21 protein-coding genes and 1 pseudogene are annotated in these 22,151 nt (G+C 46.2%); 6 read left to right on the top strand and 16 right to left on the bottom strand.

The genetic code is table 11. The features are described 5' to 3' along the window. Nucleotides 1-112: 112 nt before the first annotated feature. Nucleotides 113-1,606 (top strand): threonine synthase, encoded by a 1,494-nt coding sequence (gene thrC / locus HF864_RS03495; RefSeq protein WP_169461721.1) that lies wholly within the window; start codon nt 113-115, stop codon nt 1,604-1,606. 208 nt (nt 1,607-1,814) lie between these two features. Here the strand turns inward: thrC and HF864_RS03490 are convergent, their stop codons facing one another. Next, nucleotides 1,815-2,333, bottom strand: a complete 519-nt coding sequence (locus HF864_RS03490; protein ID WP_169461720.1) for a hypothetical protein — start codon at nt 2,331-2,333, stop codon at nt 1,815-1,817. Nucleotides 2,334-2,770: 437 nt separating this feature from the next. Here HF864_RS03490 and HF864_RS03485 point away from each other — a divergent pair, with 437 nt between their 5' ends. The 4 genes and pseudogenes from HF864_RS03485 to HF864_RS09445 all read left to right on the top strand — a co-directional run bounded on the left by HF864_RS03485 (nt 2,771) and on the right by HF864_RS09445 (nt 4,588). Further along, entirely contained in the window at nt 2,771-3,850 is a 1,080-nt protein-coding gene (locus tag HF864_RS03485) for an Ldh family oxidoreductase (RefSeq protein WP_169461719.1), read from the top strand. Nucleotides 3,851-4,114: 264 nt separating this feature from the next. After that, nucleotides 4,115-4,315: a transposase gene (locus HF864_RS03480; RefSeq protein ID WP_039945688.1), complete on the top strand. Its 201-nt coding sequence runs from the start codon at nt 4,115-4,117 to the stop codon at nt 4,313-4,315. Between the two features lie 16 nt (nt 4,316-4,331). Then, nucleotides 4,332-4,477 (top strand): annotated as a pseudogene (locus tag HF864_RS09450) (transposase); the annotation flags it as partial. Next, complete coding sequence (locus HF864_RS09445; RefSeq protein WP_240936868.1) at nt 4,478-4,588, top strand: hypothetical protein; 111 nt, start codon at nt 4,478-4,480, stop codon at nt 4,586-4,588. Between the two features lie 500 nt (nt 4,589-5,088). Here HF864_RS09445 and HF864_RS03470 read toward each other — a convergent pair whose 3' ends face one another. The 15 genes from HF864_RS03470 to rihA form a co-directional block, all read right to left on the bottom strand. After that, nucleotides 5,089-6,210, bottom strand: coding sequence for a GDSL-type esterase/lipase family protein (locus HF864_RS03470; RefSeq protein WP_169461717.1), 1,122 nt, complete (start codon nt 6,208-6,210; stop codon nt 5,089-5,091). Between the two features lie 126 nt (nt 6,211-6,336). After that, nucleotides 6,337-7,356 (bottom strand): lipoate--protein ligase, encoded by a 1,020-nt coding sequence (locus HF864_RS03465; protein WP_169461716.1) that lies wholly within the window; start codon nt 7,354-7,356, stop codon nt 6,337-6,339. Nucleotides 7,357-7,383: 27 nt separating this feature from the next. Further along, entirely contained in the window at nt 7,384-8,787 is a 1,404-nt protein-coding gene (lpdA, locus tag HF864_RS03460) for a dihydrolipoyl dehydrogenase (RefSeq protein ID WP_056968198.1), read from the bottom strand. A gap of 6 nt (nt 8,788-8,793) precedes the next feature. Next, nucleotides 8,794-10,485, bottom strand: a complete 1,692-nt coding sequence (locus HF864_RS03455) for a 2-oxo acid dehydrogenase subunit E2 (protein ID WP_169461715.1) — start codon at nt 10,483-10,485, stop codon at nt 8,794-8,796. 18 nt (nt 10,486-10,503) lie between these two features. After that, a complete protein-coding gene (locus HF864_RS03450; RefSeq protein WP_169461714.1) occupies nt 10,504-11,481 on the bottom strand; it encodes an alpha-ketoacid dehydrogenase subunit beta in 978 nt (325 codons plus the stop codon). A gap of 2 nt (nt 11,482-11,483) precedes the next feature. Next, nucleotides 11,484-12,575 carry a pyruvate dehydrogenase (acetyl-transferring) E1 component subunit alpha gene (gene pdhA, locus HF864_RS03445; RefSeq protein WP_169461713.1) on the bottom strand — a complete coding sequence of 364 codons (1,092 nt, stop codon included), beginning with the start codon at nt 12,573-12,575 and terminating at the stop codon, nt 11,484-11,486. Between the two features lie 178 nt (nt 12,576-12,753). After that, nucleotides 12,754-13,740 (bottom strand): L-lactate dehydrogenase, encoded by a 987-nt coding sequence (locus HF864_RS03440; protein WP_169461712.1) that lies wholly within the window; start codon nt 13,738-13,740, stop codon nt 12,754-12,756. Nucleotides 13,741-13,758: 18 nt separating this feature from the next. Further along, nucleotides 13,759-14,493, bottom strand: coding sequence for an LrgB family protein (locus tag HF864_RS03435; protein ID WP_039945692.1), 735 nt, complete (start codon nt 14,491-14,493; stop codon nt 13,759-13,761). 33 nt (nt 14,494-14,526) lie between these two features. After that, complete coding sequence (locus tag HF864_RS03430; protein ID WP_006499822.1) at nt 14,527-14,988, bottom strand: CidA/LrgA family protein; 462 nt, start codon at nt 14,986-14,988, stop codon at nt 14,527-14,529. 275 nt (nt 14,989-15,263) lie between these two features. Beyond that, nucleotides 15,264-16,001, bottom strand: coding sequence for a LytTR family DNA-binding domain-containing protein (locus tag HF864_RS03425; protein WP_169461711.1), 738 nt, complete (start codon nt 15,999-16,001; stop codon nt 15,264-15,266). Next, nucleotides 15,982-17,775, bottom strand: coding sequence for a LytS/YhcK type 5TM receptor domain-containing protein (locus HF864_RS03420; protein ID WP_169461710.1), 1,794 nt, complete (start codon nt 17,773-17,775; stop codon nt 15,982-15,984). The genes HF864_RS03425 and HF864_RS03420 overlap by 20 nt, the downstream gene beginning before the upstream one ends. Before the next feature lie 229 nt (nt 17,776-18,004). Next, a complete protein-coding gene (locus tag HF864_RS03415) occupies nt 18,005-18,790 on the bottom strand; it encodes a transporter substrate-binding domain-containing protein (RefSeq protein ID WP_006499825.1) in 786 nt (261 codons plus the stop codon). Between the two features lie 25 nt (nt 18,791-18,815). Continuing rightward, nucleotides 18,816-19,568, bottom strand: coding sequence for an amino acid ABC transporter ATP-binding protein (locus HF864_RS03410; RefSeq protein ID WP_006499826.1), 753 nt, complete (start codon nt 19,566-19,568; stop codon nt 18,816-18,818). A gap of 9 nt (nt 19,569-19,577) precedes the next feature. Then, entirely contained in the window at nt 19,578-20,273 is a 696-nt protein-coding gene (locus tag HF864_RS03405; RefSeq protein WP_006499827.1) for an amino acid ABC transporter permease, read from the bottom strand. A gap of 313 nt (nt 20,274-20,586) precedes the next feature. Next, on the bottom strand, nt 20,587-21,525 hold the full coding sequence (rihA, locus tag HF864_RS03400; RefSeq protein ID WP_169461709.1) for a pyrimidine-specific ribonucleoside hydrolase RihA: 939 nt from the start codon (nt 21,523-21,525) through the stop codon (nt 20,587-20,589). A gap of 285 nt (nt 21,526-21,810) precedes the next feature. On the opposite strand from rihA, the gene HF864_RS03395 reads away from it, so the two are divergent. Beyond that, a complete protein-coding gene (locus tag HF864_RS03395; protein WP_169461708.1) occupies nt 21,811-22,074 on the top strand; it encodes a hypothetical protein in 264 nt (87 codons plus the stop codon). Nucleotides 22,075-22,151: the final 77 nt, after the last annotated feature.

The following is a 22,151-nucleotide window of genomic DNA, read 5'->3' as shown; positions in this document are numbered from 1 at the left end:
GTAGTTTTTAATTAAATCTTCATATTTATGATTGTAACATGGACTATCCATAGGCTACAATATTTAAAAGAATTCTACCAAACCACTACCGTATTAAGAATGGAGGATCACAATGAACTATCGCAGTACGCGTGGTAATGTTAAAGATGCATTAAAATCAAGTGACGCCGTTGTTCAAGGACTGGCCCCAGATGGCGGATTGTACGTTCCGGTTGACTTTCCCAAACCAGCGTACGATTTGGAGAAATTAATCCAGCTGCCCTATCAGCAACTGGCAAAGACGATCCTGCAATGGTTTTTTGATGACTATCCTGAAGACCAGCTGGCTGATGGTACAACCAAGGCCTATGCCAGTCAATGGGATGACGATTCAATCGCGCCATTGAGTCGTGAAAAAGCCGGCTTTAACTATCTGGAGCTTTATCATGGTCCAACCCTGGCCTTCAAGGATATTGCCCTGCAGATGCTGCCCCAATTAATGACTAAGGCCGTTAAGCTCAATGGGGTTAATCGTGATATCGTAATCCTAACTGCAACGTCTGGTGACACTGGAACGGCTTCAATGCGCGGCTTTTCCAATGTTGATGGCACCCAGGTCATTGTTTTTTATCCTGATGGTGGTGTCAGCCCCGTTCAGCTTAAGCAGATGCTCAGCCAACCAGGTCAAAATCTGACTGCTGTTGCCGTTAAAGGTAATTTTGACGATGCCCAAACTGAGGTTAAGCATATCTTTAACGACCATGCCTTTAACCAGCGCTTGATTGACAATGGCTACCAGTTTTCTTCCGCCAACTCAATGAACATTGGCCGGCTGATCCCACAGATTGTCTACTACTTTGCCGCTTATGGTCAGCTAGTTGAACAAGGCCAGATTAAACTTGGTGATGCAATCAACTTCACCGTGCCAACTGGGAACTTCGGTGATATTCTAGCCGGCTGGTATGCTAAAAAGCTTGGCTTACCTGTCAATAAGCTGATCTGTGCTTCAAATGAAAACAAAGTCTTGACGGATTTCTTCACAACTGGTAAATACGACCGGCGCCGGGAGTTCCACCTGACCTCTGCACCAGCCATGGACATTCTGGTTTCTAGCAACCTGGAACGACTCTTGTTTGATGTTTATGATGAAGATGCGCCAGCCGTTAAGAATTTGATGGAACAACTGCAAAACGATGGCTTTTACCAGGTCGCTTCTTCTGCTAAAGAAAAGCTGGATCAAGCGTTTGCAGCTGGTTTTGCAACGCAGACTCAGGTTGCGGGCGAAATCAAATATGTCTATGAAACCAGCGGCTATCTGATTGATCCGCACACTGCGGTTGGCTCATTTGTAGCGCGCAGCTATCAAAAAGAAACTGGTGATCAGACGCCAATGATCATTGTTTCAACGGCCAGCCCCTACAAGTTCCCAGAAACCGTCTACCATGCGCTGACTGGTCGCGATACTGACCAGCAAGGCATGCCTGCCATCAAACAGCTGCATGACCTGGTGGGCGGTGAATTAACGGCTGGAGTCAAGGAACTGTTTGATCATCAGCCACGCAAGGAATCATTGGTTGTACCTGATGAAATGGAAAAACTGATTGCTGAGGTTCTGGAGCTGAAGTAACCATCTGTATGAGATGCCCTGATCGGATTAAATCCGGTTGGGGTTTTCTATTGACAATTTTTTTGATCGTGATATTTGTTTGTTTTTTGTTTAGGGATTTTGGTTAAGGTAAATTTGTACTGTTATGTTAAGCTGGTTGGCTAATAAAATAAGAAAACGCCATCAGGATTATTACCCGATGACGTTTTAAGTCAATTATCTTAACTTGCTATTTTTCAGACTTAGCCAGCTTGGAAATCGTCCGCATAGTCTGCTGATCCTTGGTCGTACCGTAAAATTCTGCCTTACGTTTGGCGTTCAGTTGATTGACCAGTTCTCTGATTTCATGATTTTGTGCTAGTTTACGCGTTGGCAATGGAATAAAGGCATTAACGGCAATAATGGCCATTACGACCCCGATGATCCGCGCACCATAAAACGAAATATTTAAAAACAGAATCGTTACAGCAGCTACGGCAAACAGGACCGTATTAAAGTACAGCGGCCAGTGGGGATTATGCCGCTCTTTTTGACCAAGGTTAAAATGCAGATCGTATTTTTCACAGGCCAGCTTGGCGTATGAGTTCATCGTATTCCAATAAAACGCCAGGCCGACCAGTGCGATCATCCCCAACAGGTTTAACAGATCAGTTCCAACGACACTGCGCAGCGCTAAAAATACCATAACAGTAATCAAGGTTACGATATAGCCAGCTAGTAAAGGATGTCGTACGGAAAATTTTTGCATTTTAGTGCCTCCAGAATTTTGATTAGCTCTATTATAAAACCCTTTCAGTTTTTGAGCAAGCGTTTGCACATTCCGATGTATTACTTTTTATGCGTCCCATCTCTCAGCAATACTTAAAATTATTCAGCAGATCCGGTTGACAAATTAACAATCTGTTTCTAAAATGATCTTAATCAAAATAATGAAAAGTTAGTGAGAGTAGTAGCCGTCTTTTCTAATTTTAGCGAGCGTGATCTGGTGCAAGCACGCATTGGCAAATATGGCGAAATGAACTCATTGTTAAATGGAGCGGGTGCAAGCTACGTTCCCGGTTGACCACCGTTATCAGTCGTGGAGGTCATTGATTTTCAATGACGAACCAAGGTGGTACAGCGCATTAAAACGCCCTTGAGCTTTCAACTCAGGGGCGTTTTTTATTATGAAAGGATGAAATAACAATGCGAATCAATGCTGAAGATGAACGTAAATACATTCAAACCGTTTTTGATAAATTAGGCTTTAGAAAAGAGGATGGCGCCTTAATTGCTGATACGCTGGTTGATGCTGATCTGCGGGGAATCTCCTCACACGGGATCCAACGACTCTACTGGTACCGCAGTATGATCAATGATGGCATCATCGTTCCACAAAACCACGCCAAAATTTTAAAAGAACTGCCTGGCGCCGTTTTAGTTGATGCCAATCAAAATATGGGGCATCTGGCAGCCAGCCTGGCTATGGACAAAGTAATTGAAAAAGCCAAGCAGATTGGAGTCGGTATTGGGGTCGTACGCAACTCCAACCACTTTGGAATTGCCGGCTACTACGTTCGTAAAGCACTGGATGCTGGCCTTTCCGGAATTGCTTTGACCAACACGCGGCCATTGGTAGTGCCAACCAATGCCACTGAAGCATTCCTAGGATCGAACGCCTTTGCTTTCGGCTTCCCCGCCTCGCCACATCCATTTGTTTTTGATGGAGCTACATCCGTAGTTGCTGGCGGCAAGATTCAGCTGGCAGACAAAAAAGGTATTGAGCTGCCAGGCAACTGGGTCGTTGATAAAAATCGTCAAGTCGTCAAGGATCCTAAAGAAGCTGAAAGCATCTTGGCAACCGCGGCCTTTGAAGAAGAGCAAAAAGGCGGCGGTCTCTTGACACTGGGCGGCAGTGAGGTCAACTCCAACTACAAGGGCATGGGCAACTCCATCGTCGTTGAGATTCTAACCGGTATTTTAGCCCAAGGTTCCATTTCAGCTGATACCAACACGGGCAAGCACGACTTTAGCCAGTTTGTCTTTGCTTTTGATCCAGCCTTCTTTGGTGACGTTGAAACGCTTAAGGCCAATGCTACCAGCATGCTTGACCGAATTCGTCATCTTAACCATGTTCCAGGCAAGACGATTTGGGTACCAGGCGACCGCGAATACAAGAACCTGGCTGAAAATCAAAAGCGCGGCGTTGACATTGATGCCAAGACGATCGAGCAGATGCGAGAAATCGCTGATGACCTGCAGATTGAGATGCCGGCTGAAGTTTAAATCATAATAGAACGAGAATCAGTAAGGCGGATAACAACTAAGGGGCCGCTTCAAACTTAAGATAGCGTGGTTATAATTAAATCCATCAAAGCCTGCTTTTGCCTTGTAGTAATAATTAGAAAGTTAGCAAGTGACAAGTGGCATTAAACCAACTGGATAATAAACGAAGCGATCGAATCTGTCAGTCCAGTTTGGCAACAGGCTCATGCTGAAGTGACCTATAATTTCCGGACAAGAAGTTTAATGATTATAAGGGGTCATTTTATGAATAGATACAGTCCGGAATTGAAACGAGAAATCATTAATGAGTATCTTACTCGAAAAGATGAAATCAGTATCAGTGAACTAAGCAGACAACACAACATCGATCCTCGACGGGTTAGCGATTGGATTCGCGACTATCGACTGCGCGGTAAAATCGTCTCTCAACAAGGTAAGCACAGATTCAGTACTGAATTTGCCTGATAATGCCCATCCTATCATTCATTCCGATCAAGGGTGGCATTACCAGTTGCTTACTGTACCCAAAAACTAGCTGATCATCATTTTATCCAGAGTATGTCGCGAAAGGCTAACTGCCTCGACAACGCTCCTGTAGAAAGCTTCTTCCATCTCCTAAAGACTGAACTGCTTAATGGACGTCCGCTCACTCGCAACATTGAGGAATTCAAGCGCCTGGTAAACGGATATATCAACTTCTTCAATAAGATTCGTATTTTTTTAAAACAGATGGTCTGAGTTCGGTTGAATATCGGAATGAACAACTGGCAGCTTAATTTTAAAAGTTTGTCCGGATTTTGTCTTGCACTTCACAATACATTTTATTTTACCTACTATACATTGCTTTTTAAGAAAAGTAGGTAATCGCTTTTTCAAATCTGATTTATACAGTTGTGATTGCATATCATTAATGAGTAATTTAAAATCAGATAGACAGATTTAAATAAAATGTCTTTAAACTATCTGAATACATCAGAAACCGAGGAATGATAATCAAATATCAGTATTGCGAATACAATCGCGATGCTGATCATCTATGTTCTTTACAATTATCACGGGCGATGCCTTAGCCTTGGTGCTGTGCTGACTTAGCGTAGTCATATATCAATGCCGATCAACTGGCAATTGATACTGAAATCTTACTTTCCAAACCAATGACTGCTAATATGGCAGCCACTGAAAAACAACTAAAATGGCGTCATATCAAGCGTAAAAGCTTGATATGGCGCCATTTATACTTATCCCGACTGCTTGCTTTGTGGCATTAGTTTTTCCAGAATCTTGCTTGCAACCACCATCCCACCAGCCGCATTAAAGTGCAGATGATCACCAAAATCATATTCCGCTTTTAAGCCACCATGATGATCAAGCAGTACTGGATCCAGATCAGCCACCCAGTCAAATTTTCGCAACTCTTGATTGATTAACAACCGTTTAGCCTGCGCGTCTTGCAGAATTCTATTTTGCTCCTTGGCGACGCGTGGATTGAATGGCGGAATCGTGGTCATAATCAATGGACAATGTTGCGCATCAAAAATTTCTTTCAAGTGCTTGACGCCCGCCAAATACTCAGCGGGCGTGATCAGCTCATGCGTCGACTCTGCGTCAATTAACGGCAATACCAGATCATTACTGCCAATCATGGCAATGACTGGATGCGAACCTTGATAGGCTATTTCCTTGGCTCTTTTTTCCAGGGCCTGACCAAACGTTTGATAAAGCGGACCGTCTTGCGGAGCATCATGCAGCAGCCGATTGCCGGAGATTCCCGTATTGACTACCACGCCCTGTCCTAAAAGCTGCTTAATCAGTCCGGTCTCAATCATCCCCGTTTCGGCCAATGAATCACCCGTCAGCTCAATAATTGGCATTTTTTCAGCTGTCCAGACCTCTAGGCAGCTTATGCAAAACCAGCCTTTGCGTGCCTGCCAGTTATGCGGGAGACGAGGCGTTGCCGTTGTCGAATTGCTATTGATGGCATTATAAAACGTCTCATCATAAACACAGCTAAAATCAACATATGACTGGTTACACGTTGCACACATCCTAAAATAAAGCGGCTGGCCAGCAGTAACCTGAAACGGCAAGGTATCGGTTTGCGCCGTACCATGACTGGCGATGACGATTCGTGTTTGACCGCCACGTGTAATCATTTTGGCACCTTGCATTTTTTCATTGTCGCTGACTTCAAGTCGATCAAAAACCAGTGGCTCATCTCCAAAGTGGTTATGTAGCTGCAAGCGCAATCCACCGCCGCTGACCTGGGGTGTAATCTTGATTAATTGCGTCAGTTTTTTCATTTTAAAAGGCAGCCCACTGAAGTCATGTGGTAAGCGGCTGTAAGCAATCTGCCATCCCATTTGCTGGCCTCCTTTCTTCATAAAAAAGGGCCGACGCTATAACACGCCGGTCCCTACCTGCTGACCAAGGACTGCTAAATTATCGTTCAAAGCTGTTGAGAAGCAGTCGTTTGGGTGCTGGAAATTTTAATGCTGCTTGGTCAGCAGATCGACAACGTCTTTGGGATCAATCCCCACAAAGTAGCGTTGCAGATCAAGTTTTGCCAATGCCTGCTGCATGGCCTCCTGATCATATGGCTGACCCTTTAAGGCATCTTGAACGTCTTTTACGTCACCAGTGCCAAAGAAGTCGCCATAGATCTTAACATCATTAATCTTGCCGTCTTCAACTAGGAAACGAGCATCAATGGTTCCGCCATCGAAATGCTGACGTTTTTTGACTGAGAACTTTGGTGACTTGCCATATACCCAGTCCCAATTGTCATAATAGCGTTTTTCCAATTCAGAAATCGCCGCTTCATCTTCAGGCGTCAGCTGATATTCAAACTGCTTGGCCTCCTCGATCGAATCGACATGCCAGATACGTTTGATTAATTCATCTCTAAACTGCTGCGTCGTCAGATTCTGGAATTCGGGTTTCAAATATGGCTTAACGTTGGTAACGCGCGCCCGAACTGATTTAATGCCTTTTGACTCAATTTTATCTTTTGGGACGTGCAATGCAGAAGCAACCGCGCTGGTATCAACGTCATACATCAACGTCCCATGCGAGAAGGTGCGGCCATTACGGGTATACATGGCATTGCCGGAGAACTTCTTGCCATCAATCACGATATCGTTGCGACCAGTAGTTTCAGCCCCAGTTGCGCCCATGTCATGCAGTGCATCAACAATCGGCTTAACCAGGTCCTTAAAGTCGCCGAATCGAATCTCATCGGCAGGAACGACAAAGCTAAAGCACATATTGCCCAGATCCTGATACATCGCGCCGCCACCCGACAGACGCCGTGTAATCGTAATGTTATGTTCACGACAGTACTCGGCATTAATTTCTTCCATCGTGTTTTGATTGCGTCCCACGATAATGCAAGGCTTTTCGATATAAAACAGCATGAATGGCAGCTTCAGCTTGTCGCTGTTCATCAGATACTGCTCGGTTGCCAGATTGCGACGGATATCCTCACTAGGCATTGCTAAATATTGCATTCGACACCACTGTTCCCTTCATCCAATTTAAATATTGGTTGGCATTCCAAGACCCACATCTGCAGCATCCATCAGCGTTTCTGACAGTGTTGGGTGCGGATGAATCGTCAATGCAATGTCATCAATCTCATTTCCTGATTCGATTGCCAAGGTCAGCTCGCTGATCAGATCAGAAGCATCCGGCCCCACGATCTGAGCACCGACCATGACATGCGTATCCTTCATGAATACCAGCCGAACAAAGCCTTCCGTTGCCTTCATGGATACGGCTCGGCCATTAGCCATGAATGGGAACTTGGCGGTTTTGACGTCCAGGCCCTTTTCCTTGGCTTGTGCCTCGGTCAGTCCCGTGGTAGCAATCTCATTGTCCAGGTAGCAGACAGCCGGCATTGCGTGATAGTCGACGGTTGTTGGCTTACCAGCGATCGCCTCAGCTGCTACTTTGCCTTCGTAGCTGGCTTTATGTGCCAAGGCAGCTCCAGCCACGATATCACCGATTGCGTAAATGTTCTTAACGCTGGTCTGACCCTGGGCATCAACTTCAATCAAGCCACGCTTATCAAGCTTGATCCCGGCTTGTTCCAGTCCCATTTCCTTGGTGTTGGGACGACGACCAACTGAGACAACGACGTAATCGGCATCCAGCGTGTGTTCTTCATCGCCCACAGCATAGGTAACCTTGACACCATTTTCAGTCTGTTCTGCCTTCTTGGCCATCGCATTGGTAATTACGTCAATCCCCTTGGCCTTGAAGTCCTTTAAAGCAACCTTGACCAGATCAGGCTCATAGTTGCCCAGAATCGACTTGGTACCTTCCAGAATCGTTACGTGAGCGCCAAAGTTGGCAAAGGCATTGGCCAGCTCACTGCCGATGTAGCCACCACCGATGATGACCAGATCCTTTGGTACTTCCTTTAAGGCCAGAGCGCCCGTGGAATCCAATACGCGGCCCTCAAACTTAAAGCCTGGAATCTCGATTGGATGACTGCCCATCGCCAAAATTAAGTGCTTGAACGTGTAGGTCTGACCATGCTGATCATTGATAACACGCAGGCTGTGGTCGTTCTTCAAATAAGCTGAGCCCCAGATCACGTCAATCTTGTGCTCCTTAAACAGGAAGCCAACCCCATTGGTCATCCGCTTAACGACACTGTTTTTAAACGCTTGAACCTTTTCAAAGTCAAGTTTGGCATCAGTAACCTCAATACCTTGATCAGCTGAGTTCTTGGCCGTTTGATAGTTATGACCGACTTGAATCAAAGCCTTTGATGGAATACAACCGACGTTTAAGCAGACGCCGCCAAGATAGGTACTTTCGACAACTGCAACCTTTTGTCCCATTTCGGCAGCGTGAACGGCAGCCACATAGCCGCCAGGGCCCGCACCAACGACAATGGTATCCAAATCAATTGGGAAATCTCCAACAACCATTCGTGATCATCCTTCCATTAAAAGCAGTTCTGGGTCGCTCAACAGCTCGTGCAGACGGTTCATAGCCCGTTGCGCCGTCCCACCATCAATTACTCGGTGGTCGCAGGTCAACGAAAGCTTTAGAACCCGAGCAACCTTGATTTCGCCATCTTCAACAACCGGTTCCTGAACGATCTTGCCCATACCCAGGATGGCTACTTCTGGCCAGTTAACAATTGGGGTAAAGAAGCCACCGCCGATTGAGCCGATATTGGTAATGGACATGCTGGTATGGCTCATGTCGTCACCCGACAGCTTGCCGTCCTTGGCCTTTGCCGTATTAGCAGAAATCTGCTTGGCAATGTCAAACAGGCTCATGGAATCAGCATGCTTGATGTTTGGTACGAACAGGCCGCGATCAGTGTCGGTAGCAATCCCAACGTTGATGTAGTCACGGTAGACGATCTTTTCATCAGCCATGTCAACCATAGAGTTAAAGATTGGGAATTCCTTTAAGATAACCGCCAGTGCCTTGGTCATGTAAGCCATGAACGTCAGATGAACACCATGGTCCTTAGCCAGTTCCTTGTACTTCTTGCGGTGATCCCAGAGCTTGTCAACTACAACGTCTTCAAAGACCGTGATCATTGGGGCTTGTTGTACGGAGCGAATCATGGCCTTAGCCGTAGCACGACGTACCGGCGTCATCTTTTCTTCATGCTCTGGCCATGCTGGCGTAGCCTTAGGCAGTGCCGGCTGTTCTACGGAAACTGCAACGGCTGGTTTAGCCTTTGGCGTTTCAGAAGCAGCGGCTGCGGCAGGTGCAACACTAGCAGCTGGAGCAGCTTTGGCACCACCAGCCAAGAAGGCATCAACGTCCGCCTTAAGAATCTGGCCATGGTGACCGGTACCAGCAATCTTGGTCAAGTCAGCACCCTTTTCACGAGCATAACGACGTACGGCTGGCATTGCCAGTACTGGCAGTGAATGGTCTGCAGCTGCTGGAACTGGAGCGGTAGCAACTGGAGCGGCTTTAGCAGGAGCCGGAACAGGTTCTTGTGCAGGAGCAGGCGCCGTGTCGCCTTCAACGTTGCCTTGACCGGCTGCAACCTGCAGTTCAACCAGAACTTGGCCAACCTTGACGTCATCGCCCTTTTCAAAGTTGATCTTAGTAACCGTACCGTCAACTGGAGAAGGAATTTCTGAAGTTGATTTGTCGTTTTCAATTTCAACCATGTCAGCATCCTTGGCAATCGTATCGCCGACCTTGACGTGCCATTCGCCAATCGTACCTTCTGCCATCCCTTCGCCCAGTTCTGGCATCTTGAACTGATAGATTTCAGCACCGCCAGCCGGAGCAGCTGGGGCAGGATTTGATGCAGCAGGAGCAGCACTGGTCTCAGGGGCGGAACTTTCCTCTGACGCATCACTGGCGTCGTTTTTCGCTTCGGCACTGCCATCAACATTGCCTTGCCCTTCAGCAACTTCAAATTCGATCAAGACTTGGCCAACGGTAACATCGTCGCCCTTTTCAAAATTGATCTTAGTTACCTTGCCGTCAACTGGTGATGGAATTTCAGAGGTTGACTTGTCATTCTCGATTTCAACCATATCGGCGTCTTTTTGAATGGTGTCGCCAACCTTAACATGCCATTCACCAATCGTGCCTTCTGCCATCCCTTCACCAAGTTCTGGCATTTTGAATTCATATTTGCTCATTGATCTTCCACCTCGCGATTAAAAGTTGACAGTTTCCTTAACTTTGTCAACGATATCTTGCTTGTTAGGCAACCATACTTCTTCGGCATCACTGAATGGGTATGGCGTGTCAGGAGCAGCTACCCGTGCAATTGGCGCATCCAGGTATAAAACACCCTTCTCACCAATCAATGAGGCGACTTGACCACCAACGCCGGCTTGTTTTTGGGCTTCTTGAACTAAAACAACGCGACCCGTCTTCTTAACGGATGCCAAAATCGTGTCTTCGTCAAGCGGTGCCAACGTCCGTAGATCAACGACTTCCGCATTGATACCGTCTTTTGCCAGTTCTTCAGCAGCAGCCAGACTTTCTTGAACCATGTAGCCGTACGTAATAATCGATACATCAGTGCCTTCACGCTTGACGGCCGCTTTGTCCAAAGGAATGGTGTAGGCTTCATCAGGCACTTCTTCCTTGATGGAACGGTACAGTTTCATGTGTTCACAGTAGAAGACCGGATCGTCGGAGCGAATAGCAGAGATCAAAAGTCCCTTGGCATCATATGGACCACTTGGCGCAACCACGCGCAGGCCAGGAACTTGAGTCAGCAGGCCCTCAAAGCTGTCCGAGTGCAGTTCTGGCGTGTGAACACCGCCACCAAACGGAGCACGCACCGTAATTGGGAATTTGCGCGAGCCACCCATCCGGAAGCGGTAACGTGCCATTTGACCGGCCAGTTCATCAAAGGCTTCATAGATAAAGCCCATAAACTGCAGTTCAGGTACCGGACGGAATCCTTTCAGCGCCATCCCATTGGCCAAGCCGATAATGCCTGATTCAGCCAGTGGCGTGTCAAATACTCGATCTTCACCGAATTTTTCTTGCAGGCCATCAGTTGCCCGAAAGACCCCACCGTTTTTACCAACGTCTTCACCAAAGATCATTACCTTATCGTCATGAGCAAGCTCTTCGTCCATGGCAGCTGTAATTGCTTTGATCATTGTCATCTTAGCCATGATTACTTAGCCTCCTTTGCTTGATATGCATCCAACTCTTTTTGAATAGCTGGTGGTGTAACCACATATTCGTTTTGCATCAGTTCGGTAACGGTCTGCGTTGGTTGTGATTCAACTTCCTGCATTGCGTCATCGACTTCTTTGTTGGCTGCTTCAACACAAGCCTTTTCCTTGTCTTCATCCCAAAGGCCCTTGCTCTCTAGGAACTTACGCATCCGAATCAGTGGGTCCTTCTTCAGCCAGACATCTTCTTCTTCTTCAGAACGGTAACGACGAGGTACGTCACCGGCCGTGGTGTGTGGTCCGTAACGGTAGCACAGCGTTTCAATCAGCACTGGACCATTACCGGCCGTGATCCAGTCACGAGCCTGCTTGGCAACGCTGTAGACTGCCAAGGCGTCCATCCCATCAACCTGCAGTCCAGGAATCCCACAGGCAACGGCTTTTTGTGCCAAGGTTGGGGCCGCCGTCTGCGCCTTTCTTGGAACTGAAATAGCATACAGATTGTTTTGTACGAAGAACAGGGCTGGTGCTTTAAAGGCACTGGCAAAGTTGACGCCTTCATAAAAGTCACCCTGTGAAGTACCACCATCACCAGTGTAGGTGTAGGCAACGTTCTTTTCACCCTTCTTCTTGATTCCGAGCGCAACCCCAGCTGTTTGCGCATATTGAGCACCGATAATGATCTGAGGTGGAACCGCGTTTAATTCTTCGGGGTATTTGTTGCCGTTGACATGTCCCTTGCTCCACAAGAAGCCTTTCCACATTGGCAGACCGTGCTTAACCAATTGTGGCACGTCACGATAGCCGCCCAGCAGAAAGTCATCCTTGCTCATCGCAAAGTTGGAGCCCATTTGACTGGCTTCCTCACCGGCAGTTGGGGCAAAGAAGCCCAGCCGACCTTGCCGACAAAGCTTCATGGTCCGGTCGCCTAAAACTCGTGACCAAACCATTTGCTCAAACAATTCAACCAATTCATCATCACTCAGGTCAGGCATCAAATTAGAATTGACAACTTTGCCATCCTCGTCCAGAACTTGAAGCGGCTTGATTTCGGGATTGTGTTTCAATTCCTCAAAATCCAACTTTTTCATCTAGAACAACCTCCTTTAATAAACAATGAAACGCTTACAAATATAGTTTTAAACCATTTTATTTAAAAATCAAGTCTTTTTTCGAAAAAAACGAGGGAAACTTTCTCCATTTCTGGAAACGTTTTCCTCGTTGATTTTGTGAAACATTATGCAATAATGCTCATTAATTCGTGAAACATTATGCATCAGCTACCAACGAGACGATCTCCTTGTTCAGACCGGTTTCGTTCATGCCGCGATCGACAGCTTCACGCAGGACTGCAGCAGAATGAGCCATTGCTTTTTGCTCACGTTCATTCAATTGGACGTCAATCACCTGTTCAACCCCATGCGCATTGATTACGGCTGGCGTACCCAGGTAAAGATCATGGACGCCATATTCGCCATTGACATAGGCACCAACTGGTAAGACCGCATTTTCATTGCGCAAGATAGCTTTGGTAATCCGCATCAAAGCGGTGGCAACGCCATAGTAGGTTGCACCTTTGCGATTGATAATTTCGTAGGCTTTGTGACGAGTTTCATTTTCGATTTCCAATAGCCGCTCAATAGAGATATTTTGCTCTTCGGCAATCTTAAGCAGATTCTTGCCACCGATTGAGGCTGAAGAATAGGCCGCAAATTCAGAATCACCATGTTCGCCCAAAACATTGGCGGATACATCAGCTGGGCTGACGTTAAATTCCTTAGCCAATGCTACCCGCAGCCGTGCCGTGTCCAGCAGCGTACCGGAGCTGATAACCCGACTGGTTGGGAATCCTGAGATCTTTTGGACGGCATAGGTCAGAATGTCGACTGGGTTGGCAGCTACTAAAAAGATGCCGTTAAAGCCGGACTTAACCACGTTTTGCGTAACATCAGCCATGATCTTAAGGTTCTTGTTGATCAATTGCAGCCGGGTTTCGCCAGGTTTTTGGGCAGCCCCAGCACAGATTACAACCAGATCAGCATCGCGGCAGACCGAGTAGTCCGCTGACTCAACCTTTTTTGGCGATGTAAAGACCGTGGCATCCTCAAGGTCAAGCGTGTCACCCTCACCCTTGCTCTTGGTGTGGTTGATAATGGCAAACTCTTCAGCCAGTCCTTGTTGAACCATGGCAAACGCGTAGGCAGAGCCGACTGCGCCATCACCAATCAGCACGACTTTTTGTTGTCGATAAGACATAATGTGATTCTCCTTTGCTTATTTCATGAACAGGTTGACATACAGTGGCACTAAGATGTCCATTGCCAGTGATACGACAACGACGGCAACTGAAGCCATGGCACCTTCAATCGAACCCAGTTGCAAAGCCTTGGCAGTACCAACCGCGTGACCGGCTGAACCCAGTGCCAGACCATTGCCGACCCGTGACGTCTTGTTAAGGCGGAAGACCTTGATTAAGAAGTTGGCCAAAGCGTAAATGATAACGGCGTTGATGATACATGCCATGGCCGTGATGGCAGGATCACCACCGACACCTTTAGCAATTGGCATGGCAACGGCGGTCGTAGCAGCTTGTGGCATCATTGCAGCCGTTGAAACTCGTGACAGACCAAACAGCTTGGAAACCATTTGAATCCCAAACAGTGAGATGAAGCCACCGACAAACAGCGTCAAAACGATATCGAGCCAGTACTTCTTAAAGATATCGTTACGCCGGTAAAGTGGAATGGCAAATGCCACCGTAGCAGGATTTAAGAACCAGAAGATGATATTCCCACCCGGCAGGTAGTACTTCGTGTAAACGGCAGCCGTCGTAGAACCGATTCCCTTGGCCCAGATTGCCAAAACCGCAATCCCAAAGACCATGCCGACCAAAAGCGGCGTGAACAAGAAGAACCCATGACTGATCTTAAACAGCCACATTCCCAGCAGATAGCCAACAAGCGAAATAAAGATACCAGTATATGGTAGCATTAGTGATTGAGTGAACATGCTTAAAACATTTCCTTTCCTATTTTATAGCGTTTAGTGAGCTAATTTTTGTGAGGCGTTTTTTACTGGCGCATCTGATTTCTTACTCAAGCGTCCATGCAGCTTAACGAAGAAGTTACCAACGTAAGCAATTACGACCAGCAAAATGATCGTTGAGATGATGATCACGCAGATGTCTTGCAGACCTTCTTTTCTCATCAGACCCAGACTGCCTGCCAGCTGAACGCCAGATGGAACGAACAGGAATGCGATCAAGCTGATCATAAAGTCACCAAATTTTTCAACCTGCTCCAGTTTAACGATATGAGCTGCCAACAGAATGTAGAGCAATACCATCCCAATCAGTGGCGTTGGTACTACGAAGCTGGCTGGAAACAGATCCGAAATGAATTGTGACACAAACAGGATGGTACCAAAGATACCCATTTGAACCAAAATTGGTGCGGCCTTTTTTTCTTCTTGCTTGGTCGCAGTCTGCTTTGCTTTCTTATCCATGTTACTTTTCCTTCCCTCAAATCAATCCGAAAATATCATAAAAAATAATTGCAGTTAATCTTATTTAAGATGGCCACCTTTGATATCGATTACACAATGTATTGTAGTTAACTTTGGTGATTTTGTGTTAAATTTCACATTGATTGACCCAATTTCACCGTGAAATGCCTTTATCAGCCGCTGAGATGCCCTGAGGATTCTTTTTTGACAAAATAAAAAGCACTGAATGCATTATCTTAACATTCAATGCTTGTGCAAATATTAGACAATTCGAGTTACTGCAGTCCGATTGCCTTCTTGGTTTTAGCCACATATGACCTACTGACTGGAATTTTGCTGCCGTCTTTTAACGTTAATTCGTAGGTGTGATTAAAACTTGGCTGCATCTCATCAATTTCATCCAAATTGACGATAAATCCCCGGTGTATCCGCATAAAATGCCTTGGATTCAGCAATTGGGCGATACTCGTCAAGGTCTGGCGGCTGATCAACAGCTTGTCGTTTCTAAGATGCAGATGCGTATAGCCTCCCTGGGTTTCGATGTACATGATGTCACGTTTTTGGATCACCATTGTTTTGTCATCAATCGTGATCGACAGTCTTGGATTTTGCCAGGCTGCCTGTTCAGCAACATTTTCTGCTTGGTCGGCGATTCCTCGAATCTTGGCAACCCGGGCAACGGCCTCGTTGATGCGCTCGGGGTCAAACGGCTTGAGAATATAGTCAACGGCAGCCTCATTAAAGGCATCGACCGCATAATTGTCATAGGCGGTTGCAAAAACGATTGCTGGCGGCTGCGGCAGCTTTTTCCAACGTCTAGCCAGCGCCATCCCATTGCCGTCATCCAGCTTGATATCCAAAAATACCAGATCAGGCTGATTGGCATTGACCTTTTGATCTGCCATCATTACCCCATTGGCCTCGTCAATCTCATTGATCAGCACATTTTCCTTCAATAAATAATGCAGTTCATTTCTGGCTAACGGCTCATCGTCAACAATCAGTACTTTCATCGGTCGCCACTCCTTTCAGATTGGGTTTTTGTTCAGTTTGTGCATAAGGGATCAAAAGCGAGATTGAAGTACCCGTTTTTCCGGTAATGATCTGCACTTTGGCACTATCGCCATACAGACCTTTTAGCCGCGCGTTTAGGTTCTGCAAGGCCGTACCGCTGCCGTGCTTGGAATTAATTTTTTCTTTACCCAGCTTATCAATCACGTTAGGATCGATACCCTCACCATTATCGGTCACCCGAATCTCTAGATATCTGCCTGACCTGGTAATCCAAATATTGATGATGTTACCGGTCTTGCGGTTGCCGAATGCATGGTGAATTGCATTTTCAACCAGTACTTGAATTGCAAATGGCGGTACCAATACCTGATCATCAACGCTGCTAAAGAATTCCACGTCATACTTATCGGGAAAGCGCGTCTGTTCCAGGTTTAAATAGGCCTTAACATGAGCTTCTTCTTGCTTGAGCGGAATTTTGGACTGATTGGCACCCAACAGATTGGAGCGGAAAAACGTACTCAGCTCACGCAGCAAAAAGCGCGCCTTTTCACTATCAAACCGAGAAATTGCAATAATCGTATTGATCGAATTGAAAAAAAAGTGTGGACTGATCTGAGCTTGTAATGATTTAAGCTCGGCATCCCTAAGCAAACCGGCTTGGCGCTCTTTTTCGCCCAAAACGATCTGAGTGGCCAAAATTTCACCCAGGCCCTCACCGGTTTGAATCTCAACCGGCGTTAATTTCCAGTTTTCCGTAAAGTACAAGGTCAAAACACCTAAGACTCGACCACCAAGCATCATCGGAATCGCCATTCCTGCCTGTAATGGGCAGCGCAAATTTTGACAGCCGATCTGAGCGGTATTATAAACCAGCTGCGTCTGTTTTTCTCGTAAAGCTCGCTTAACGAAATTCGGTACGTTATCTTTCGGCATGTCTTGGCGATGATGGTCGCTGCCGGCTCCTGCAAAGGCGAGCGTTTTTTCACCGTTGCCGATACCGACCGCATCAAAATCAGTATATGCCAAAATTAATCTAGCCACTTGTTTGGCCGACTCTGGCTGCAAACCGTGACGAAATGCCGGTAAGGTTCTAACGGCCAGTTTCATCACCGAACGTGTCTGAACAGCCCGCGTGTCGACTTCTTGACGAAAATAAAGTGATAAGATCATCAAGAAAAATGCCGTCCCAACAGAGCTGATCACGATCATTGGCAAGGCGATAAAACTAACCAGCTTCAAGTGTGTTGGACTAAACAAACCAACAAACACCATCTGAATTGACTCCATTATTAAACTGATCAAGAAACCTTGCCAAGGCGGCATCACGACAAAATGCCGCCGATCCTTGCGATAAAGCATCCCTGACAAAACCCCGATCAGAGTCGAGCTGATAATGTAAAACCATGCATCACTTGCCCAGCCTTCCATCATCGTCCGGTGCGCACCCGCAACCAGACCCGTGATGCCGCCAACGCTTGGCCCACCAACGATACCGGCGACTGTAACCGCCAGAATACGGACGTTGACCACTGAGTAACCTGGAATCACGTGCCAGAGAATGGTTTCGCGCATAATATGATTATTGGGATCAATTTGGATACCCAGCATGTTTGAGATAATTGCAAACGCCGAAAAGATCAAGGTCAGCTTGAAGCGATCGGCGGGTGTCGATTCCAACAGCAATTTGCGGAAGGGACGTATATTGACCAGGATGAAGGCCAGCAGAACAATCAGTCCCACACGCTCAGCCGTTAGAAAAGCTAGTTCTCCCATAAATTCACTCCTTAAATCTTGCTCATCCAGTAACTTAATATACCACATCCTTAGTGATAGACTTAACAAGAATTTGTTATTACTATGTATCTATGCTTGATTAAACCAATTCAAATCCGCATAATATTGATATTTTTAAACGGTCCTGTCTAAATTATGATGGCATTCAAAGTATTTGCCAACTAAAAAGCATGACCCGGAACATTCCAGATCATGCTTTTTGCGTTGTTTATTTGGTAATGTCAGCACCAAAGTACTTTTGCGAAAGCTTCTTGACCGTGCCATCCTTTTGCAGCTTTTCTAAGGCCTTATTATATTGCTTCTGCAGTGCCGTTGACTTCTTATTGAACATGGCTGAAACCTTAACCGGCTTAGCCTCATCAGACACATCAATCATCTTCAATCCCTTGGTGCTGTGCTTTTTAGCGTAGACGTACCAAGCTTCACGACTGTTGATCATTCCATCAACACGACCTTGTTTAACCATATCCAGACTGCTGGTAAAGTCGCTGCTGTCAACCGTAGTCCCGCCAAACTTTTTAACCAGTGTAGCGTTGTTGGTACCGACCCCGGCAGCCATTTTGTGGCCCTTGATTGACTTGAGGTTTTTAAGTGAGCTGTCTTTTTTTACAATCAGTACAAAATGCGATGAGATATATGGATCCGAGAAAAGGTACTTCTTTTGACGTTCTGGCGTTTGCGCAATGTTGTTCATTACAACGTCAAACTTCTTGGCCCCCAAACCGGCAATCAAAGAATCCCACTTGGTTGGCACGAACTTGGCCTTTAAGCCCATTTCTTTGGCAACGGCTTTGCCAATCTCTACTTCAAATCCTTGCAGCTTGCCGTCCTTACGATATGAAAACGGCGCATAGGTACCTTCCAGACCAATCGTCAGCGTATCAGGCGTTTTTAATTCTGATTTTACTGAATCAGCATGGCCAATCGTTGCTCCAACTGCAGTTCCGAATACCAAAGTAGCTGCCATTAAGGCAATCTTTTTCAAAATTTTCATATTAAATCCCTACTCTTTCTTTTTGTTATTCTTCCAATTCTTCCATCGTCATCGCCGCAATAAAGTGGCGGATCCGCTCATCTGGATTATTCGGCGCAAAAAAGCCTGCTGGATCACCGTCGTATTTAATCGTGCCATCTTCAACAAAAACAATCTTATCGGCAACGCGTCTGGCAAAGACCATATTATGCGTTACGATGATCAGCGACTGATTCTCTTGTGCCAGCTTAAGCAAGACCCGCAAAACCTCCAGCTCCAGTTCCGGGTCAAGTGCTGAGGTTGGCTCATCCAACAAAACGTAGGCCGGCTTCATTGCCAAGGCACGAGCGATTGCGACTCGCTGGGCCTGACCGCCAGAGAGCTGTGCTGGATAGGCATTGGCAAAATCTTTAAGGCCGACTTTTGCCAATAATTCCATGGCTGTCTGCTCAGCTGTTTCTTTAGGCAGCTTTAATACTTGTCTAGGACCTTCCGTTATATTTTGTAGAACCGTCAAGTGCGGAAATAGATTGTAGTCTTGAAAGACCATTCCCGTTTTTTGCCGCAGCGCCAGTTTTTGCTTGCGACTGACATTTCTTTCAAAATCAAGATGCAGCTCGTCAAAATCATAGGTTCCGCTGTTAGGCTGCTCTAGTAAATTCAGCGAGCGCAGAATCGTTGACTTGCCTGATCCAGAAGGGCCAACCAAAACCGTTGTCTGTCCAGCCGGAAATTCCAGATCAATGTCTTTTAAAACATGCTTGTCGCCAAACCACTTGTTGATCTTTTCAATTTTCATACATGCCTCCTATTGATCTGGGGTCGTTTTGGCCAGCGTTTTTTCCATCCAGGCCTGTAGTTGAGACAGTACGGTCGTAAACAGTGCATAGATCAGGGCCACAATGATGTACATCAAAAGTGGCTCATAGTTTTCGGCCGTAATCTGCTGCGCCACGGAAAACATTTCGGCAATCGTGATTGAAGCAGCCAACGACGTATCCTTAACCAGACTGATAAACGAGTTGGCCAGTGGCGGTAAGGCAACCCGTAATGCCTGTGGCAAGATGATGCGCCACAGTACCTGCACGCGTGTCATGCCGATTGATTCCGCTGCCTCCCATTGACCCTGGGGAACGGAGGCAATCGCTGCCCGAATCGTTTCAGATGCGTAGGCACCAGTATTAAGCGAAAACGTAATTACGCCGGCCGTGAATGGCTTGAGCTGGATACCATCTGGAAAGGCTCCTGGAATGACCAGGTGCGGCAAGCCGAAGAAAACAATGAACAACTGCACCAATAAAGGCGTCGAGCGAAACAGCCAGACATAGAAGACTGCGATCCCTTTGAGAATCTTAAACGCGCCTTTTTGCCTGGATAGACGAATCAATGCCACCAGCAGTGCGATGATCAAGCCAAAGAAAAACGACACCAGTGCCAACGGAATCGTATATTTAAAGCCAGCTGCCAATAGTTCTGGCAGCGAACCTTGAATCGTATGCCACATATTATTCCTCCTTGAGTCATTATTTTAAAAATGTTGCTACCAGTCTATTAAAAAAGCGCAGTCGGGATTTTCCTGGCTGCGCAAATGCTGGTCCAGTCGCATTCAGTCGATTAACTGAGCAACGACAAAGAGCGGACAGCCTAAGCGCGGTCCGCTGCAACACAGATGGTTGGTCAGTGAATTAAAATTTGCCATTGCCAATTTCTCCTTTGAAAAAGTTAGTAATTGTATGATAACTTACTAAAAATAAGTTGTCAACCAAAAAACCAAAAATAAAACTGACATTGGCAAAAACCGATGTCAGTTTTATTAATTAGTCAAAACTATGCAATGCTTCCATAATCATTTCAATAAAACGCTGTCGATTGATGCCCAGCATAACCTCGGTATTTTGCGGTTTGCTGGTCAGCTGATAGTAGTCGCAGACCGTTTCGCCGCGCGTCAGTTCACCGGTCGTTTCAACGTCAACGTTCATTTTTTCGGTTTGGAACATTTCTGGTTCAATCAACCAGGCAATCGTGCAAGGATCATGCAGCGGCGCGCCTTGAAAGCCCCACTTCGGATTTTCATGATAGCGCTCAAAAAAGCTCAGCAGCCCATAAAATGCCTGGCCAACCGGATTCTTAATCTGTTTTAATGCCTCGATTTCTGGTTTTAGAATCTGTGCCTGGTGCGTAACGTTTAATGGTGCCATCACCAATGGAATCCCGAAATTCATGACAATCTTGGCCGCCTCAGGATCAACAAAAATGTTGAATTCTACGCTGGGCTGCCAGTTTCCAAGCCCCATGGCTCCACCCATGTAGACGATCTGATCAATCTTTGCCTTGGCCAACTCAGGATACACTCGCAAAAAAAGCGCCGCGTTGGTCATTGGACCCGTGACTACCAGTGTCACCGGCATTGAACTTTCATTAAGCGTTTTGGCAATCAATTCAATTGCAGTTAGATCAACTGGCTGAAAATCCGGCTCAGGCAGCGGATAGCCGTCCAGACCGCTTTCACCATGCACCTCACCGGCAGTTTCCAGTGGCTTGACCAACGGCGTCCGATTCCCGCCAGCAATCGGAATGTCTTCTCGACCTAACAGCTTAAGCATCCGCATGGCGTTATTGAGTGTCTTATCAGGCGTTTGATTGCCAGCTGAGGTAGTAACGGCCAGCAGCTCAATTTTAGGCGAGGCCACCGCCAGCATCATTGCCAAAGCATCATCATGACCAGGATCGCAATCAAGGATGATTTTTTTCGTCATAAATTTTCCTGCCTTTCCATATCCAATAAAGCGTTTTCATCAATAAAACTAGTATAACATTTTACCTAATGACTTCAAATCCCCAATTTAATTTTTAAAATTTGCTTTGAAAGTCAAAGAATCCTTGATTTAACAAGGCTTTTCAACAGTTCGATTTCCCATCAAAATATAATAATTTTTTCGTGTTAAAAGGCTTGATTTTTAGATCTATTCAGATAAAATACTATCTCGTGAGTAATCGAAAAAAGCTTCTTTCGCTTTAATAAATTTTAGGAGGCATGAAACGTGACTTTGCGCAGCTTTTTCAAATATCACCATAATCAAAAAATGATCGAACGTCTGGCAGTTGAACTGTCGGAAGTAATCGAGCGGCGGCATTTGGATTCCGTACAAAGCGCGATCGTCTACGTTCAAGATCATGCTTTCTTCCCTAACGACCGCGACTACCAAGTCAAGCTGCATATTGACGACTGCATGGCCATGGATATTCTGCCGCTGGTTGAAAAAGAAACGACCACGGTTTGCCAAAGCCTGGCCAAGGCACGCTAATCAAAAACCCGTTGCTAAGCAAAATGCTTGGCAACGGGTTTTATTTGTCAGCAGCATAAACTGGACTGTTTACTGGT

It is taken from the genome of Lactobacillus sp. MRS-253-APC-2B (genome assembly GCF_012843675.1).
In the GTDB taxonomy this organism is placed as follows: Bacteria; Bacillota; Bacilli; order Lactobacillales; family Lactobacillaceae; genus Limosilactobacillus; species Limosilactobacillus pulli.
Note: the sequence above shows the minus strand (reverse complement) of the source record. Positions and strands in the feature narration are given on the sequence as shown.

Excerpts from the sequence above, each read along its gene's own strand:
- HF864_RS03480 (WP_039945688.1), top strand. The coding sequence starts at position 4,115 with ATGAATAGATACAGTCCGGAATTGAAACGAGAAATCATTAATGAGTAT.
- HF864_RS03420 (WP_169461710.1), bottom strand. The coding sequence starts at position 17,775 with ATGGGAGAACTAGCTTTTCTAACGGCTGAGCGTGTGGGACTGATTGTT.
- HF864_RS03485 (WP_169461719.1), top strand. The coding sequence starts at position 2,771 with ATGCGAATCAATGCTGAAGATGAACGTAAATACATTCAAACCGTTTTT.
- HF864_RS03470 (WP_169461717.1), bottom strand. The coding sequence starts at position 6,210 with ATGGGATGGCAGATTGCTTACAGCCGCTTACCACATGACTTCAGTGGG.
- HF864_RS03455 (WP_169461715.1), bottom strand. The coding sequence starts at position 10,485 with ATGAGCAAATATGAATTCAAAATGCCAGAACTTGGTGAAGGGATGGCA.
- rihA (WP_169461709.1), bottom strand. The coding sequence starts at position 21,525 with ATGACGAAAAAAATCATCCTTGATTGCGATCCTGGTCATGATGATGCT.
- HF864_RS03415 (WP_006499825.1), bottom strand. The coding sequence starts at position 18,790 with ATGAAAATTTTGAAAAAGATTGCCTTAATGGCAGCTACTTTGGTATTC.
- pdhA (WP_169461713.1), bottom strand. The coding sequence starts at position 12,575 with ATGAAAAAGTTGGATTTTGAGGAATTGAAACACAATCCCGAAATCAAG.
- HF864_RS03435 (WP_039945692.1), bottom strand. The coding sequence starts at position 14,493 with ATGTTCACTCAATCACTAATGCTACCATATACTGGTATCTTTATTTCG.
- HF864_RS03490 (WP_169461720.1), bottom strand. The coding sequence starts at position 2,333 with ATGCAAAAATTTTCCGTACGACATCCTTTACTAGCTGGCTATATCGTA.
- HF864_RS03440 (WP_169461712.1), bottom strand. The coding sequence starts at position 13,740 with ATGTCTTATCGACAACAAAAAGTCGTGCTGATTGGTGATGGCGCAGTC.
- HF864_RS03405 (WP_006499827.1), bottom strand. The coding sequence starts at position 20,273 with ATGTGGCATACGATTCAAGGTTCGCTGCCAGAACTATTGGCAGCTGGC.
- HF864_RS03430 (WP_006499822.1), bottom strand. The coding sequence starts at position 14,988 with ATGGATAAGAAAGCAAAGCAGACTGCGACCAAGCAAGAAGAAAAAAAG.
- thrC (WP_169461721.1), top strand. The coding sequence starts at position 113 with ATGAACTATCGCAGTACGCGTGGTAATGTTAAAGATGCATTAAAATCA.
- HF864_RS03410 (WP_006499826.1), bottom strand. The coding sequence starts at position 19,568 with ATGAAAATTGAAAAGATCAACAAGTGGTTTGGCGACAAGCATGTTTTA.
- HF864_RS03450 (WP_169461714.1), bottom strand. The coding sequence starts at position 11,481 with ATGGCTAAGATGACAATGATCAAAGCAATTACAGCTGCCATGGACGAA.
- lpdA (WP_056968198.1), bottom strand. The coding sequence starts at position 8,787 with ATGGTTGTTGGAGATTTCCCAATTGATTTGGATACCATTGTCGTTGGT.
- HF864_RS03425 (WP_169461711.1), bottom strand. The coding sequence starts at position 16,001 with ATGAAAGTACTGATTGTTGACGATGAGCCGTTAGCCAGAAATGAACTG.
- HF864_RS03465 (WP_169461716.1), bottom strand. The coding sequence starts at position 7,356 with ATGCAATATTTAGCAATGCCTAGTGAGGATATCCGTCGCAATCTGGCA.